Source organism: Paenibacillus sp. J31R120 (assembly GCF_056269225.1).
On the sequence record NZ_JBWDNN010000005.1, the window covers coordinates 195,259 to 211,078 of the forward strand.

General features: G+C 51.5%; 10 protein-coding genes. 4 read left to right on the forward strand and 6 right to left on the reverse strand.

Annotation, left to right across the window (positions count from 1 at the left end):
• Positions 1-25 precede the first annotated feature (25 nt).
• Together AC0YNW_RS19220 and AC0YNW_RS19225 are read right to left on the reverse strand one after the other, a co-directional pair.
• A complete protein-coding gene (locus AC0YNW_RS19220; protein ID WP_475833323.1) occupies positions 26-4,540 on the reverse strand; it encodes an amino acid adenylation domain-containing protein in 4,515 nt (1,504 codons plus the stop codon).
• Between the two features lie 588 nt (positions 4,541-5,128).
• Positions 5,129-5,347 carry a VOC family protein gene (locus AC0YNW_RS19225; RefSeq protein ID WP_475833551.1) on the reverse strand — a complete coding sequence of 73 codons (219 nt, stop codon included), beginning with the start codon at positions 5,345-5,347 and terminating at the stop codon, positions 5,129-5,131.
• 62 nt (positions 5,348-5,409) lie between these two features.
• On the opposite strand from AC0YNW_RS19225, the gene AC0YNW_RS19230 reads away from it, so the two are divergent.
• Together AC0YNW_RS19230 and AC0YNW_RS19235 are read left to right on the forward strand one after the other, a co-directional pair.
• Positions 5,410-6,309 (forward strand): SDR family oxidoreductase, encoded by a 900-nt coding sequence (locus tag AC0YNW_RS19230; protein ID WP_475833324.1) that lies wholly within the window; start codon positions 5,410-5,412, stop codon positions 6,307-6,309.
• Positions 6,310-6,670: 361 nt separating this feature from the next.
• Positions 6,671-7,177 carry a metallophosphoesterase family protein gene (locus AC0YNW_RS19235; RefSeq protein WP_387475872.1) on the forward strand — a complete coding sequence of 169 codons (507 nt, stop codon included), beginning with the start codon at positions 6,671-6,673 and terminating at the stop codon, positions 7,175-7,177.
• Between the two features lie 79 nt (positions 7,178-7,256).
• On the opposite strand, the gene AC0YNW_RS19240 is transcribed toward AC0YNW_RS19235, so the two are convergent.
• Together AC0YNW_RS19240 and AC0YNW_RS19245 are read right to left on the reverse strand one after the other, a co-directional pair.
• A complete protein-coding gene (locus AC0YNW_RS19240) occupies positions 7,257-7,661 on the reverse strand; it encodes a VOC family protein (protein WP_387475869.1) in 405 nt (134 codons plus the stop codon).
• A gap of 69 nt (positions 7,662-7,730) precedes the next feature.
• Positions 7,731-9,344, reverse strand: a complete 1,614-nt coding sequence (locus AC0YNW_RS19245) for an alkaline phosphatase family protein (protein ID WP_475833325.1) — start codon at positions 9,342-9,344, stop codon at positions 7,731-7,733.
• Between the two features lie 200 nt (positions 9,345-9,544).
• On the opposite strand from AC0YNW_RS19245, the gene AC0YNW_RS19250 reads away from it, so the two are divergent.
• Positions 9,545-10,465 carry an ABC transporter ATP-binding protein gene (locus tag AC0YNW_RS19250; RefSeq protein WP_475833326.1) on the forward strand — a complete coding sequence of 307 codons (921 nt, stop codon included), beginning with the start codon at positions 9,545-9,547 and terminating at the stop codon, positions 10,463-10,465.
• Complete coding sequence (locus tag AC0YNW_RS19255) at positions 10,458-11,411, forward strand: ABC transporter permease (RefSeq protein ID WP_387475861.1); 954 nt, start codon at positions 10,458-10,460, stop codon at positions 11,409-11,411. The genes AC0YNW_RS19250 and AC0YNW_RS19255 overlap by 8 nt, the downstream gene beginning before the upstream one ends.
• Positions 11,412-11,522: 111 nt before the next feature.
• Here AC0YNW_RS19255 and AC0YNW_RS19260 read toward each other — a convergent pair whose 3' ends face one another.
• Complete coding sequence (locus AC0YNW_RS19260) at positions 11,523-14,453, reverse strand: GAP1-N2 domain-containing protein (RefSeq protein ID WP_475833327.1); 2,931 nt, start codon at positions 14,451-14,453, stop codon at positions 11,523-11,525.
• Positions 14,453-15,712 carry a TRAFAC clade GTPase domain-containing protein gene (locus AC0YNW_RS19265; protein ID WP_387475856.1) on the reverse strand — a complete coding sequence of 420 codons (1,260 nt, stop codon included), beginning with the start codon at positions 15,710-15,712 and terminating at the stop codon, positions 14,453-14,455. Before AC0YNW_RS19265 ends, AC0YNW_RS19260 begins: the two co-directional genes overlap by 1 nt.
• Positions 15,713-15,820 lie beyond the last annotated feature (108 nt).

The following is a 15,820-nucleotide window of genomic DNA, read 5'->3' on the forward strand; positions in this document are numbered from 1 at the left end:
GATGCCTCCTTTACTCATTCGTTAGTTACATCAGAAGGCTGTCCAGCTCATCCTGCGACAGCTTGATCGTATCGAAGTCCGATGGCGTATATTCTGCCGCTTCCTTCTCGCAGCAATGGGCAACAACAGCTGCCAGCCTATTCCTGTAGGCTTGCATCCACGACTCTACGGTCGAACTCAAAAAGCGGTTAGCGCTATAGGTTGCCGATACCCGCAGCTTGCTGCGGACGACGATCGCATGAATATCGATGAGCGCCGTCAGGGCGTTGCGCCTGCCCGACTCCGCACCGCTGGACTCCTCGGCCAAGTGAAACCATTCATTGCGAAACTCGCTGTCAAAGTCGCCCATGAAATTAAACCGAACCAGCTTGTCTGCGCCATATTCGACAGGGATATCGCCCCGCTGCTGCAGCAAGCCAAAGCCGATTCCATTGCTGGGCACTTGCCTTAACTGCTCCTTCACCGCTTTGATCCATGCCGGCAGGCTGCTTAATGTATTCATCAGCTTTAACGGGTACAACGAAGTGAACCATCCTGCCGTTCGGGTAATATCAACGGAATCGCCAAGCGGCTCCCTCCCATGCCCCTCCAGCTCAATTCCGACTTGATCCTGCTTAAACTGTTCAAACAGCGATTGTCCAAGCGCCGCAATGAACACATCCATCGGTTTCGTACCGTATGCGGAATGGGCGTCCCGCAACAAGCGACCGGTCTCTTCCTCTGTTAATTCGAACGAGACTGTTCTAGCGCTTTCCATGTCATCACGGCCGTCTTCAATATCGGAAGGAATGGTCCGCAGTCCGCTGGCAACGGACCGCCAATACGAACGCTCTTCATCCGGAAGCCTGTACTGATGCAGCTGCTCGGACCAAGCTTGCACGGATGCGGTCTTATCCTGAAGCTTCACAGGCTTACCTGCGCGGAGCTGCTGCAAGCCTATAGCCAGATCCTCCAGCAGAATGCGCCATGTAACGCCGTCTACGGCGAGGTGGTGAGCAGCAAGCAGCAAGCGCTTGCCGCTCGCACCCAGATCGAACAGGCAACCCTGAAGCAGTCGTCCTTCCTGCAAGTCGAAGGCGCCCTTCACAGCCTCGGCGATCCGTGCCATGCCGACAGCTTGCTCTTCATCCGAGCAGTCCGTTAAAGAAAGAAAGCTGACCTGTACCTTGTGGTCAGGATCGTTGGCATAATGGAATGAATTGCGGTCAGGAACATAAGCGATTCTAAGCGAGTCGTGATGCTCGACCAGCTTCTGCAGCACATGCTCCAGCTCGGCTATTGTCGCTTCCTGCTTGAACGCAAGTAAGACGGATTGATGATAATGCCCCCGCTCCTGGAAGTTCTGGCGGAGAAACCAGGAAGCGATCGGCCATGGAGAAATCGAGCCCTCTGCCTGGGTCTGCGAATAACGCATTCCCTCGCTCAGAGGCTTCATGAATCCGGCCATTTCCTCTATAACAGGAGATCCCAATATCTCCTTGACTTTCATTCCGTAGCCCATCCCGTTCAGCCTTGAGGCGACTTGAATGGCCTTGATTGAATCGCCTCCGAGATGATAGAAATTGTCCCGGATTCCGATAGGACGGATACCAAGCAGCTCGCCCAGTACATGCAGCAGCGCATGTTCCGCGTCATTACGTCCCTCCTGGAGAGGTATATGGCTATTCGAAGCCGCCTCTGGCTCCGGCAACAGCTTGCGATTGACTTTCCCATTCACGCTGAGCGGTATCTCGTCCATCGGTACAAAATAGGATGGAACCATATACGACGGCAGCTGTGACGACAGGCTTTGCCGCAGCTCCGCATGTTCCAGCAGTCCGGTAGTAACGATATACGCGCACAGATACTTGCTCTGGTCAGGATGCTCGCGATCGATAACGACCGCATCGCGCACGCGAGTGTCCTGCAGCAGCGTCTTTTCAATTTCGGCTAATTCTATTCGATGCCCACGAATCTTGACTTGATGATCCGTGCGGCCAGCATATTCAATCTTGCCATTCCGAAGCCTCTTCGCAAGATCGCCTGTACGGTACATGCGCTTGCCCGGAAGGAATGGATTGTCTACAAACCGTTCATTCGTCAGGTCGGTCCGGTTCCGGTAGCCTCTTGCCACCCCGTCCCCTGAAATATACATCTCGCCCAGCGTGCCGTCTGGCACAGGATTCAAATACGGATCAAGCAAATAAATCATTACATTATGCGCAGGTATGCCGATTGGTACGGATGCCCGCAAATCTTCATTCGGATCAAAGCGATGGATCATGCATCCGACGACCGTCTCCGTCGGACCGTATTCATTCAAGACGTCAATTTGGCCTCCCCAATTGTCATAAATGTTGCGAGCCAGGCTCGTTTTAAGATCTTCACCTCCAACGATAAACCGCCTTACGGACGAATGGCGGTAGTCTATATTTTGCAGCAGGGATAAATGCGCGGGCGTCAGCTTGACCACCGTACACCGATTGTCTCTTAAGATGCGATAAACAATAAATTCTTCGCCCGTATCCCGGTATACCAGGATCATTCCCCCGCAAATAAGCGGCGTAAAAATGGATGTAACCGTCAAATCAAATGCCAGCGAGGAATAAAGCGGGAATACCGCAGGGTCTTCCTTCGCATACATGAGCTTCGCCCACCAAATGTAGTTGGTCAGCCCGCGATGCTCGATCATCGCTCCCTTCGGCTGGCCTGTTGAGCCGGAGGTATAGATGATATAGGCCAAATCGTTAGGATCTAGGCGAACTTCCGGGTTAAAACGCTCATCGTCATAGCTGGACGCAGCTCTTACATCCAGGAATGGTACCGGGAATTGTCCTTCAATCCCGTCTACATTAGTCAAGACAAGCTTGGCGCCGGAATCCTCCAGCATGTACCGAATCCGTTCCTCCGGATAAGCGGGATCGATCGGCACATATGCGCCGCCTGCCTTCAGCACACCCCATATCGCAATGACCGTCTCTGCGGAATGATGGGTCCATATGGCGACTGTCGTTTCTTTGCCGACACCGTTACGCAGCAGGCGATGGGACAGCCGATTGGCCGCTTCGTTCAACTCGCGATAAGTGAGTGCTCCGGCGTCATGCTGTGCGGCAATCCGTTCTGGCGTTAATCGTACCTGTTCCTCGAATAGCTGTACGACCGATTTGTCACGCGGATACTCGGCAGCCGTATCGTTCAGCTCCGTAAGCTGCCTATGCTTCTCTTGCTCCGACAACAGCGAGAGACTGCCGATGCTGGCATCCGGTGAAGCCAGCATCCCGTCCATTAATGCAAGCAATTCTTCTGCCATATCGTGAATCTTCTCTTCGGCATACACATCCATCCGATAATCCAGATCGAGCGTCAATGCGCCGGTATCGGACCAATCCTTAATGACCCACTGAAGCTCATAGGCTTGATGGCCGTTGTAAAACTCTACATTTTCGACAGGCGCGCCGTTCATGCTGGTGGTGAGCCTGGTATTGTAATAATTGACGCAAGCGTGATATAGCTGGTCATATCCCTTCTTCTTGAGGTCCAAATCCCTGACGAGCAGATCATAGGGATAGCGCTGATGGAAATAATTATCGATAAGCTCCCTTTGCAGCTGCACAAGCGATTCCGCCACCGACGTCTCCGGGTTCAAGAGGAACCGGAATGGCATCGTGCTGGTGAACATACCGAACATCGCTTTTTCCCTCTTGCCCGACCGGTTTAACACCGGGGTTCCTACAACAAGATCGTTCTGGTGCGTCCGCTTATACCTGTACGTAAAGTAAACCAGTATAAAAAACGTATTAAGCGACACGCCAGCCTGATCCGCCACTGCGCGAATGCGCAGGGACAGCTGCCGATCCAGCTCGATTGTCGTTCGCCGCCCTTCTGTCTGGAAGGAGTCAGTCGCAGCCAGTCCTTCCGGCAGCGCACTGAACTTACGAGACCAATAAAGTTTGTTTCTCTCGAATCGCTTGGATTGCAGATAAGTTTGCTCGTCGTTCAAATAGTGGAGATAGGACGGCAGCTGTTCAGTTCCTTCAGAAGCCATGCCGCCTTGCGCTAGTAACGTATAGTGATTCGCAATTTGCAAGGTCATAATCTGGGTGGACCAGCCGTCGCAAATGATATGGTGGCACTTGAACAGGTAGCCGCAGTCGTCCGCACTTATTCGGAACAGGGCAAAACAATAGAGCGGCGAATGCGTAAGCTTAAATGGAGCAGCAGCCTCTTGATTGATCCAGTCCCAAAACGCCGCTTCCGGGTCCGGCTCCAGCGAAAAGTCAAAAAGCTCCAGCGGCCGATGTGTATACTCCGCTACGTACTGCCTTGCTTCGCCATCGGACTCCTCAAGCTGCAGACGAATGCCATCATGGCTGGCAACAAAATGTCCGATTGCCTTCTCTAGCCATTGAAAGTTTACTTGACCCTTGATTCTTACAGGTCCGCCGATATTGGAAAGGGACGTGTCAGGGAAAATCTTCTCTAAATACCAGATTCGCTTCTGCGGATGAGAAAGCGGCAGAGCATCATAGACGTTACGGGAAACGTCTGGTCGCAAAGACATCCGAATCACCTCCGGGTTAATGTGTAACGGAACGTGAAAGCGGGCCGATTCATGTTGTCTAATTATAAGCTCGCATACGCCAAACGAATGGCGAATGAGATAACTTGTCCAAAGTGCGGGTACATATGACGTTGTCACGTTGCAAGCAGTTAAATGCTTGAAGGGCTGCGGGATCATTCTAGATGAATGCGGGTCAATTCCAGGTGGGTGCGGGTAATGGTCGTGATGGATTGTGGGTTCACTCTGGGTGTTGCAGGTAATTGTCGTGGTAGAATACGTGCTCCATCTCGGTGATGCGGGTAGTTGCCGTGGTGGTATGCGACAGGAATGTATGGCGGTAAGGATCAGTGCTTGTCCTGTTACAGGTTGCTCGTCATATTATGTGTTCATTCGACTTCACAGCGTCTAATAGATTCCGTAAAAAGTAAATTTAGTAGATTCATGCGAATTTAGAAATAATATAACAGAGTTCTTCTCCACGCGTCAACAAATGCGATACTTATATCGACAAGTTTACAATATTGCCATGAATCTTTCGAAAAATCTATAAACAAACATAACACCGGAACAGTCCGGTGTTATGCGGGGTTATAACAGAGACAGAAGATCCCCTTCCATCTTGCGTATCGCCGGTCTTGAACCGGCCTCCAGCGCATAGGTAAAGCCAGGTCTTGGGCTTGGCTCATCCTGATAATCCACTGTAAAACCGAGGCCGTTCGTGTAGAAAGAAATCGTGCGCTCCAAGTTTGAAACATTATACCAGATGATCAGTCCGACTTGTACATGATACCACTCGCTTTCAGGCAGATTACACCTTTATTCGAATAAGTGAATATCCTTGATAAGAACATGAAATGGAGGTTTATCCGTTGATTCCAAAATACCCGTACTTCGGTCACGAAACTCAGTGCAAGGAAGTGCCGATTACGTTTCCGCCCCAGCATCAAGAGAAGCAGCCCGGCATCGAGTCGCTCATGGTGCCAACGCCGATCTCCGACAATCCTGACTACAAAGGCAGCGGCAAGCTGGCAGGCAAGATTGCTGTCATTACAGGCGGGGACAGCGGAATCGGCCGGGCAGTGGCAATCGGCTTCACCAAGGAAGGCGCAGACCTTGCGATCGTCTATCTGTACGAGCGGGAAGATGCTGAAGCAACACGGCAAATGGCGGCTCGGTACGGAAGGCGCTGCCTGCTTATTGAAGGCGATCTTCGACAGCCCGCATTCTCCGCCGAGGTTATCCGGCTGACGCTGACACATTACGGGAGGCTCGACACGCTTGTGCTGAACCAGGCCGTCCAGTTCCCCCAGAAATCGATTGCAGATATTTCCCATGCGCAGCTGGAGGATACGTATCGCACGAATATATTCCCGCACTTCTATATGGTGCAAGCCGCGCTTCCCTATCTCGCGCCGGGCAGCACGATCATTAACACCGCTTCAGTAACAGCCTACGCAGGAGCACCGCTGCTCGTCGATTACTCCTCCACGAAAGGAGCGATGGTATCCTTTACTCGTTCCTTGGCGCTGCAGCTTGTAGAGAAAGGCATTCGGGTCAATGCCGTTGCACCTGGACCGATCTGGACGCCACTGATCGTCTCCAGCTATTCGGCAGATTATGTGAAAACCTTCGGACTGGAGACACCGATGAAACGGGCCGGACAACCGTTCGAGCTGGCGCCGGCATACATCTATCTGGCTTCGGATGATTCCTCGTTTGTCACCGGCCAAGTCCTTCATGTCAATGGCGGCATTATGACGGAAACTTAACGATAAGCCGGTCACCGCTATACTGGCTAACGGACAGGACGGGTATCGCATTCCTACTTAGTATGCCACGCCCGTCCTTGCTTTTCATCTGTCATATAAAGAAGCTCTTAATGATGCACGCTACTCCCCATTATTTTACGAGGCCACATTTTTCAGATTGCTGCGGCTTTGTTTGTTTACATACCGTTCACATCCATAATAAAAGGTTGCTTATATGCAAATATGCCTATTAGCTGTCTATCCCCAGACCTAAGGCTCAAGCGCTTGATCCATAGATAGCTGGTATCGGAATATCCAGCAGCGTCGTTTCTCCTTCATTGCTATAATAAATTGAAAACGCACTAGGAAAGGGCTGTTACGAATGAAAATTGTCGTCCTGGCCGATACGCATATGCCTAGAATGGCTAAAAAACTACCAGAGCGATTGCTGGCTGAGCTTGCGAATACGGAAGCGATTATTCATGCGGGAGACTGGTCCAGCATGGCTGTGTATGAGCAATTGGCAGCGTTCGCCCCCACCTACGGAGTAGCCGGCAATAATGACGGTGAAGTGCTTCAAGCCAAATTCGGCACAAGCCGCCTGCTTCAATTCGGACCTTGGCGGATCGGTCTTGTTCATGGACACGGAGCGTCCAAACGGGCTTCGACGGAATCCCACGCCATTGCGGCCTTTAAGGATACGCCCGTGCATATTCTCATCTACGGCCATTCCCACATTCCCGTACTGAAACAGGTCGACAACCTAATCATATTCAACCCCGGTTCGCCGACGGACAAACGAAGACAGCCGCTTTATTCCTTCGGGATCATCGACTTTGAAGACAGCGAGCAGCCGATCAGACATGTGTATTATGCCGATAAATCATAAGCGCAGGACGCCAAAACACCCCGGGCTGCACTTCAGCAGGCTGGGGTGTTCACGAATAACTGATTAACTTCGGCGGCTTCTAGCTTTCGTAATTGAACTGCCAGCCAATGCCGTATTTATCGGTCAAATAACCGTAGTAGGGACTCCAAGTTGTCTCTTGCAGCTCCAATTCGACCTTGCCGCCTTGCTTCAGCTTATCGAATGCATCTTTGATGGCTTCCTTGTCAGAGCTTACATAAGCGAGTGAGAAGTTGTTTCCCTGCTGGAACGGCCGTCCCGGGAAGTTGTCCGAGAACATAAGCGTGCTGCCCGCGATTTTCAATTGAGTATGCATTACCAGATTTTCCGTCCCTGGCGGAATGTTGGATTCCGGATTGGAACCAAATGTTAGAATAGTAGGTTCCTCCAGCCCGAATACGCTAGCATAAAACAGGGCAACCTCTCTCGTATTCCCGTCAAAATTCAGATAAGGATTCAATGACACCCTTTTCACCCCCTAACTGGTAATTTGATCAAATCAACCGCTAAACATACATCACATATAAGCTTTCTGCTATTGTGCCCCACGCTTCCCTTCATCCAAGGTTCGAGCCTGCTGCTTGGTTACCAGATCAAGCATATACGCTTTCATATCAACGATGCGCAGCTGCGGAGGTTTATGATCGGTTCCGCTAATAATAAGGGGAACCAGCGACTCCATCCGGCGCATCGCTCCATGCCCTCCCCCGCCCTTATGGGTAGGTGAGCTTCGATCGGCTAGCTCATAACCCGGCTTCGCCGTGACGACAACATAGCTGCCAGAATGCGAATGCAATGCGCCCGATAAACGCCTTAATCCGTCAGGGAATTGTCCGTAGGCTACAGTCAGCTTACCCTTATCGATGTGAAGATCGAGCACTGATTCGTCGTTTTGCACTTGCCAGCTCTGCTTGTAAGTGTCGGTCAGTCTGCCGCCAGCCCGATAATCAAGCTGCTTGCCAGTTGCCCCTTGAACGACATGAATCCACTCCCTCTCCTTCCAGGCTGCAAAATCAATGCGCGGATCAGCAGCGATACGGCGGGAGAGCGCTTCTGCCGATAGGTTGGCACTAACGGAATACACATATGCCATTGTTTCATTAACGGCCATGATAACCTCTGTATCATCGGAGAGCTCTTCTCCGGGCTTCATGACATTGAGATCCCCCAGAAGCGTCGACAGTTCGATTACCGGTTGGCGCTCGGCCTCATGGATAGGGGTCATGCCGCTATCCCCCATGATAATCATGACCGCTTCCTCCAATGCCTTCTCCGGCGATCCGAAAGCTTGCAGCAGTTCTCCCAGCTGTTGATCTGTCTTGATCACTCCCTTCGATTCGGCAGGACCGTTCCGATGCAGCTTCTGATCCAGATCAGGCAAATACACGTACAGAAAATCAGGCAATATTTTGGCGCGCACCAAATACTTGACCGTTTCAATGGCATATTCATTGTTTAGACCCAGGCGGCCCATTACGCCCTCTGGCAAATCCTTGGCATCCTTCAGGGGGTTGGACAGCACGCCGAGCGACATGAAAGGCGGACCCTTCACGCTTAACTCGGCTGGCAGCCAGGCAGCCGCTTGTATCCAAGCCGGAATGGACAACTGATGATCATGATTCCCCCGGTATATCAATCCGTTGACGGAGCCCGACTTATAGCCAAGCCGGTCCAATTCTTCATACACAGTTGTTATTTTGCGGCTCAAATGGTCGCTGTTCAGATGAATCAACGCATCAGCCAGCACCGGGTTGACGCCATGTCGCAGCACCTCCATCGGTCCCGTCCCGTAATTGATCAGCTTCCGCCCTTCGGAAGAATACCACACCAGACCAGGTACATGATGCTGATCAGGATAGGCTCCGGTCAGGAGCGAGCTATCTATCGTAACCGACATCGTAGGAAACGAGCTGACCATCCCGGGATAATATTGACCATGTTCAATAAGATATTGAAATGAAGGAAGCTGATTGGCCCGAATGCCGCGATCGATGCTCGCAGACATCAACGAGTCAACGACAAGCATAATGACTTTTTTTGCTTTCGTCCCGGAATCCGACTTCACATGCAGCAAATCCTGCTCCTTCGGCGCCTGGCTCTGGCATCCCAATAAAAGCATAATAACTGCAATAACCGCAATTGCTTTCATACCTGTGCCTCCGATATTCATTTCTTCGTAATGTCATTTTGTCACGGATTCCCAATCTGCATTCCGCACAAAAAATCCCAGCCCCATTATATGTACCCCGACCTAAGCAGGGGGAAAACCTAATCAAAGGTCTATTACATAAGAGGACCTACATCCGGTATAGTGAACTACGGAAGAACAATATTAGGGGGTTTACACGTATGTCTGAAGCCGTACTGCAGCTTCGCAATCTTACCAAAACAATCGGCATGCGAAAAATAGTCGATAATCTCACCTTCGATGTTCCCGCTGGGGAAATATTCGGATTTCTAGGGCCTAACGGCGCCGGCAAAACCACAACCATTCGTATGATTGTAGGGTTAATCTCGATGTCCAAGGGCGAAGCCATCATCAAAGGCGTATCCGTACGCTCACACTTCGAGCTCGCGATGACGCATGTTGGCGCGATTGTCGAGAACCCGGAAATGTATAAATTTCTGACGGGCTATCAAAACCTGGTTCACTACGCACGCCGCCATAATGGCATTACCAAAGAAAGAATCAATGAAGTCGTGACGCTGCTGGGACTGCAGAACCGGATTCATGAGAAAGTAAAACGCTACTCCCTTGGCATGCGCCAGCGGCTGGGCGTCGCCCAGGCTATCCTCCATCGCCCGTCCCTGCTTATTCTGGACGAGCCGACGAACGGTCTTGATCCCGCCGGCATCCGCGAGCTCCGCGATTATTTGCGCAAGCTGACGAAGGAAGAAGGCATCTCTGTCATCGTCTCCTCCCATCTCCTGGCCGAGATGGAGCTAATGTGCGACCGGGTCGCTATTATTCAGGGCGGTAAGCTGGTTGATATTCGTTCGCTTCAAGAAGCACGGAATCAGGCGCAGACGAAAATCGTCATTGAGGTTGGCGATCCGGCTGCTGCTCAGCAGCTGCTTGCAGCAGCCATGGATGGCTCCCGCTTAACCGTGTCCGGCAACCAATTGGAGTTGATCGGTGACAAATCCGCTATTCCGCATATTACAAAGCTGCTTGTAGCATCGGAAATTGAAGTGTTCGGCATTCATGCCGTACAGAAGTCGCTTGAAGATCAGTTCCTGGAAATTACGGGAGGTGAGATGATTGTCTAGCCTATCCAAGCTTGTTCGCAATGAAAACATGAAAATCTATCGCCGTTCCCGCACATGGATCATGATCGGATTCCTCCTGCTTGCCATCGCCCTGCTCAGCGGCATTATGAAATGGGATGAATCCCGAGTCGACCACTCCAACTGGGAGCAGCTGCTGGAACAACAAAATGCAGGTTTGCAGCAGCAACTGACCGAAAACGGGGAAATGGACAAGGAATATAACGCCTATCTGACCGAACAGATCAAGATGAACGAATATTATTTGGAGCATGACATCAATCCGCATCAGCTGTCCCTATGGAGCTATGTCAGCAGCTCCTCCAACCTGATCATGCTCGTTACGATTCTGACAGTCGTCATTGCAGCAGATATGATTGCCGCGGAATTCTCATGGGGCACCATCAAGCTGCTGCTCGTAGGTCCCGCTTCCCGTTCGAAAATCATGCTTAGCAAATATATCGCAACGCTCGGGTTTGCTCTGCTGCTGCTGATTCTGTGTTTTGCCGCTTCCTTCGGAGCGGGCGGATTACTGGCGGGCTTTGACGGAGTCAATCAACCGCTGCTAACGGTTCAAAACGGCATGGTCCACGAAGGCTCCATGATTATGGACACGCTTAAGACGTACGGATTCTCCGTTGTGTCGCTGATCATGTATGTGACGATGGCCTTTATGATCTCGTCCGCATTCCGCAGCTCGTCCATGGCCATTGCCTTCTCGCTGCTGTTCATGCTGCTTGGCAATACGCTGTCGGCTCTCTTAAGCGGCTACAGCTGGTCGAAGTATCTGCTCTTCTCCAACATCGATTTGACGCAATATCTCGATGGCGGAACCCCGCTTCGCCCGGAAATGACAATGGGCTTCTCTATTCTGATGCTCGCCGCCTACTATGTGGTGTTCCAAATCATCGCCTGGCTTCTGTTCACGAAGCGTGATGTAGCGGCTTAAACATTTCAAGACCAAAAAGGACCTCATTCCCGCATGCAGCGGGTTATGAGGTCCTTTCGCTTATTCAAGGCAGCCCTTATCTAGCAGCCCATAACATTCATAATAGAGATTCTACCTGTCCTTCACTACCAGCGCAACTTCAGAATCATCGACCCAAATCATACTATTGGCCGGAATATCGACTTGCTGCCCTAAGGATATAGCGACATGGTATGGATACGCATCGTCTGCCGAGCCAGCCGGTCCGCCCGTTGTCCCTCCGCCTTCGGAGGAAACTGCTGAATCGGGATTGGCGCTCGAAGTCGATTCATCTAATTCATTCGTATTAGCTGATACTTCATCCCCATTCGATGTCGAACCATCCGAAGAATCACTCGTATCCGGTGAAGAAGATGGAATGCTGGTGCAAGACGGGATCAGCTCCAGGTCAGAATAGGTGACAGCATCCTTCTGAGGCACTTGAATCTTCAAGGACTTCGGAGCGAACTTAGAGCAAGCTGCTGCATCCTTGAACAAAAATGCAACCGACGTTAACGCTGGCTTTCCCTCTTCTGCATCCAGCTGCTCAATAGAAACGATCAGCTCCGGTTCTTCCACAATGCCTGGCTCAATCGTCGCATCAGGCGTCGGCGTTGACGTAGCCCCTGGCACTTCCGCCTTTTCTGGATCCTCGCTTCCCTTTCCGCCCGAGGATAGCAGGATGCCTGATACGACAAGAACAATCCCCAGTCCAACGATGGACATGATCAGCGTTCCCTTCCGATTGCGGCGAAACAATCGCGCAAGCGGCGAAGACAGCTCAGACTGTGCTTGCTTCAGCACGGCTTGCAGCTTGTCCCCGCTCTGGTCGAAGAAATGCTTCCAATTCTCTCTCGACTTGAGCGCAGCGGGATCGTATTCCTTGAAGTAGCGTATAATGGCAGCTCGATAGGCGGCTGTAAGACCTCTTCCCCCATGAAAATACGGATTTGTCTCCGACCACAGGAAAAAACGGTAGATCGTTTCCTTCAGCGGACATTGATGATGCAAGAAATCAATCAATCCGTCATAGTCGACCATATCAAACTGGGAGCCGCGCAGAAAAGCTGTCACAAGCTCTGGAAAGTCGGTTTCCTTCAGCCCTTCCGCCAACATGCCGCGTCCGATTCCTTGCACCCGGATCAGCTCCTGAGCGGACAAGCTGTCCCATAGGTCCTCATTCGCATCCCTCATGATCAACCATTGAAAGAGAACATGCAGTATACGGGCCGTTGCGGACTGATTGGCATCGCTAAGCTCATGATTCCAACGCTGCATCTTCCGGGAATCGCTTAGAAACTTGGCTTGCAAGAGCTCCTCCCGGGTCATTCTCTCAGGCTCCATTCGCTTCAGCAGCGTCTGGTATACATCCCGCTCCAGCTCTCTGCCAAGGCTCTGTGCGTCATGTCCCGTCCGTTCATGCCCCACCGCTGCTGTCAATTGATTCGTTTGCTCGAATAGGGAGTTGACAGCTGCCAGGGAATAACGCTCTCTGGACAGCTTCTCATGAACAAGCTCAACTGCGATAGCGTACAGCTGCTCATAGTCATATACCTTCGGATAAGCGTCACCCCACACTACAATGGTCGGAACAATATTCCGAAGCGGCACCTTCTTTAAGGTAGATTGTAAGTAGGGGAAGAACAAGCCTTCCGCAAAACGAGGACCTGCTATAATTTTATGAAAAAAGGCTTTGCCGAGAGCTTCCTCTCGCTCAATTCCCTTATATAAGGAAGCCGCCGCTTCCTGATCCCCGTTTTTGTTGGCGTTGGAGATGGCATAGATCAGATAACCGACCAGCTTATTTTCGATCAGCTTGCCAACCAGTCTGTAATAATCCATGAAGAGTGATAAGATCGCTTCATCAGGGATTGCGCCTTGACTCACCTTATCGTACTCAAGATCGAATCTCGACAATAGCAAATCGCTGAGCTCCATCTTCGTATCCAGTGCGTCCGGTGTAGCCAAATACTGCAGTGCGCTGCTCAATACGGAAATTTGATGCTGCTCCAGCATAGCTTCATTGCCTTCAATCGCCTCATGCATGACCCATAATTCATGATAGCTCGCGACAGCAAGCGCTTTGCCTAGATCCATCCCCTCAAGCATCACGTCCGCAAACCGGAAAAACCGCTCCAGCGCCTCGCGATTGTCCAGATTGGTCCATGCCAAATTCAAATACGGCTGATCCAGCCCTTCCAAGTCTACGTTCATAATCCGCCCGTTCGGCAAATCGAAAACAAATTCCTTCTCGATCTCCCGGTCGCCCGCTCGCAGACTCCCAGACTCGACAAAGGTGATATGAATGCCTTTGCGGCTTAGAGGCTCCTTCGAATAGGTCAGAAATCCGAGTCTCTTGCGATAGGCGTAAGGCAAGCAGCTATAGAGCACACCAAGCAGCCCCTTGGCCCGCTCGGCAAGCTCGGCGATCGGTACGGGAAGCGCAATATATACTTTCTTCTTGCCGCTCAGGGATATCATAAGCGCATGCAGCAGCGCCTTAAATTCCTTCTCTCCCATCCCCAGCTCCGACAGAACCCCGCTTGCGGATAAAGTCCGTGCTGCAGGAGCTGCTAACGGAAGCCGTGACAGCTCGTTCAGTTCAGCCGCATTATCAAGCGGATAGCTATCCTCGAATAATGCGGACAGCCAGCTCCTGTAATCCTGCTCGGGATCGGCCTTATAACCGGCGGGAATGACGTAATGATGGGTGAAAAAGGTGCTCCTCAGCCCCGTGAAGTCGGCTTCACGGAACACGCTTCTGCCAAGGACGGTTTCTCCGTGCTCCAGATGCAGCAGATGCATCGCTTCAGGATAAGCATCGCTGTTCTTTTCGCCACTAGCGGTCAGCTCTGCGGGAGAGTCGTATACGCATAATGGATGCAGCGTTTTTTTCACAAAAGAAGGGTCTAGGCCACCAGACTTCGCGATCGTGTCATACCCCTCTGTCGTACGGAATATGCCGCGCCGCTCCCTGGTGTACATCTGCTGCTGTATCGATAAGCGGGGCGTCTGTTCAGTCACTATTCTCTTCTCCCCTCGATATAATTCAGCTTGTACAGCAGCCAGATGAACGGCTCGTCAACCCGGATGGGGCTTACAACCGTCTGCAGCTTCTGGTCGACCGGATTGCTGCCAAGCGCGGAGACGGCGTAATAGGCCGTTTCCTTGAAATACACGTCCATCGTGCCTTTGAACGGACGGTCTACCTTCTCGATAAAGCGGCGAATCTCGCCATCGATATTTTCGAATTCGGTCAGATTGAAATAATTGCGGTGCACCATGTTGTTGAAGATGTTGCTGTTCGTCTTGATATATTCGCCATCCTCGTCCTTCAACGAGTGGAGCATGTCGCTTTTGGTCAATACGACAGCTGTCGGAATGTCTGTCTTGCCGCTTTCTTGATACGCTATAAAATCGCCGAACATCGTCAGGACCACATCGCGCGGCTCGTCATATTGGGATACCCACTCACCCGGCTTGTCGCCGTGCTTGATGCGGATTTTCTCCCGAATAGAGCGGATTTGCAGCGGATCGACCATGAACAGGATGCCGGCTGAATTTTTGATATGCTGGCCATGCAAGCCCAAATAATCCTGCTCGACCATACCTTCGCCAGCTACATCGAAGAAAACAAGCGTGAGCGGCGGCTTCTCTTCATCCTTGAATACAAATTGGAAAATAAACGGCTCCTGCATCTTCTCCTTTTGGGTAGAAGCAAGCAGATCGCCGCGCTCGAACAGGGGCTCCTCGTAATTGGTGCGGAACTTGCGGCTAATCTCCGCATTCAGCGGCATGCACGCCGCATTGAAATGATCGGCCGTCGTGTGCTGAAGTGTATGGATAAGCGCCGTCATGTAGACCGACTTCCCGACTTGAGAAGCGCCAATAATCGATATGATGTTGCTTGGTACCTTGCCTGACGTTACTGGCAGCTCGTTATGGCACTTTGGACATAACCTTCTGCGCGTCAGCTCCCCGTACCGGTCATGCAGACCGATCAGAACATGATCGGAATAAACATGGGATTCGGCAGGCACATCCACCGGGTGGATTACCGCTTCGATATCGTAGACGGAGTCCAAGCCGAAGCGCTCCCGGTACTTGTTCAGCTCCTCGTCCTCCCCCAGCGCGTAGTCCTCGTCATCCTCACGGGAGTGAGTCGCGCGGAACACGACCTCATCCGGCGAAAACTTGCTGAAGCAATAAGGACATACAATGTCATAGAATAACGGCTTCGGCTTGCTTTCTGTTTTTTTCTTAAATAGATCCAATAAGCCCATGACGCTTCCCCTCCCCAAAGGTTTGCGGAGCAAACCTACTTCGTAAGCATAAGCTAAGGTTTGCAACGCAAACCTGCATCGTAAGCAATTGTTATGTGTTGTCCAGCT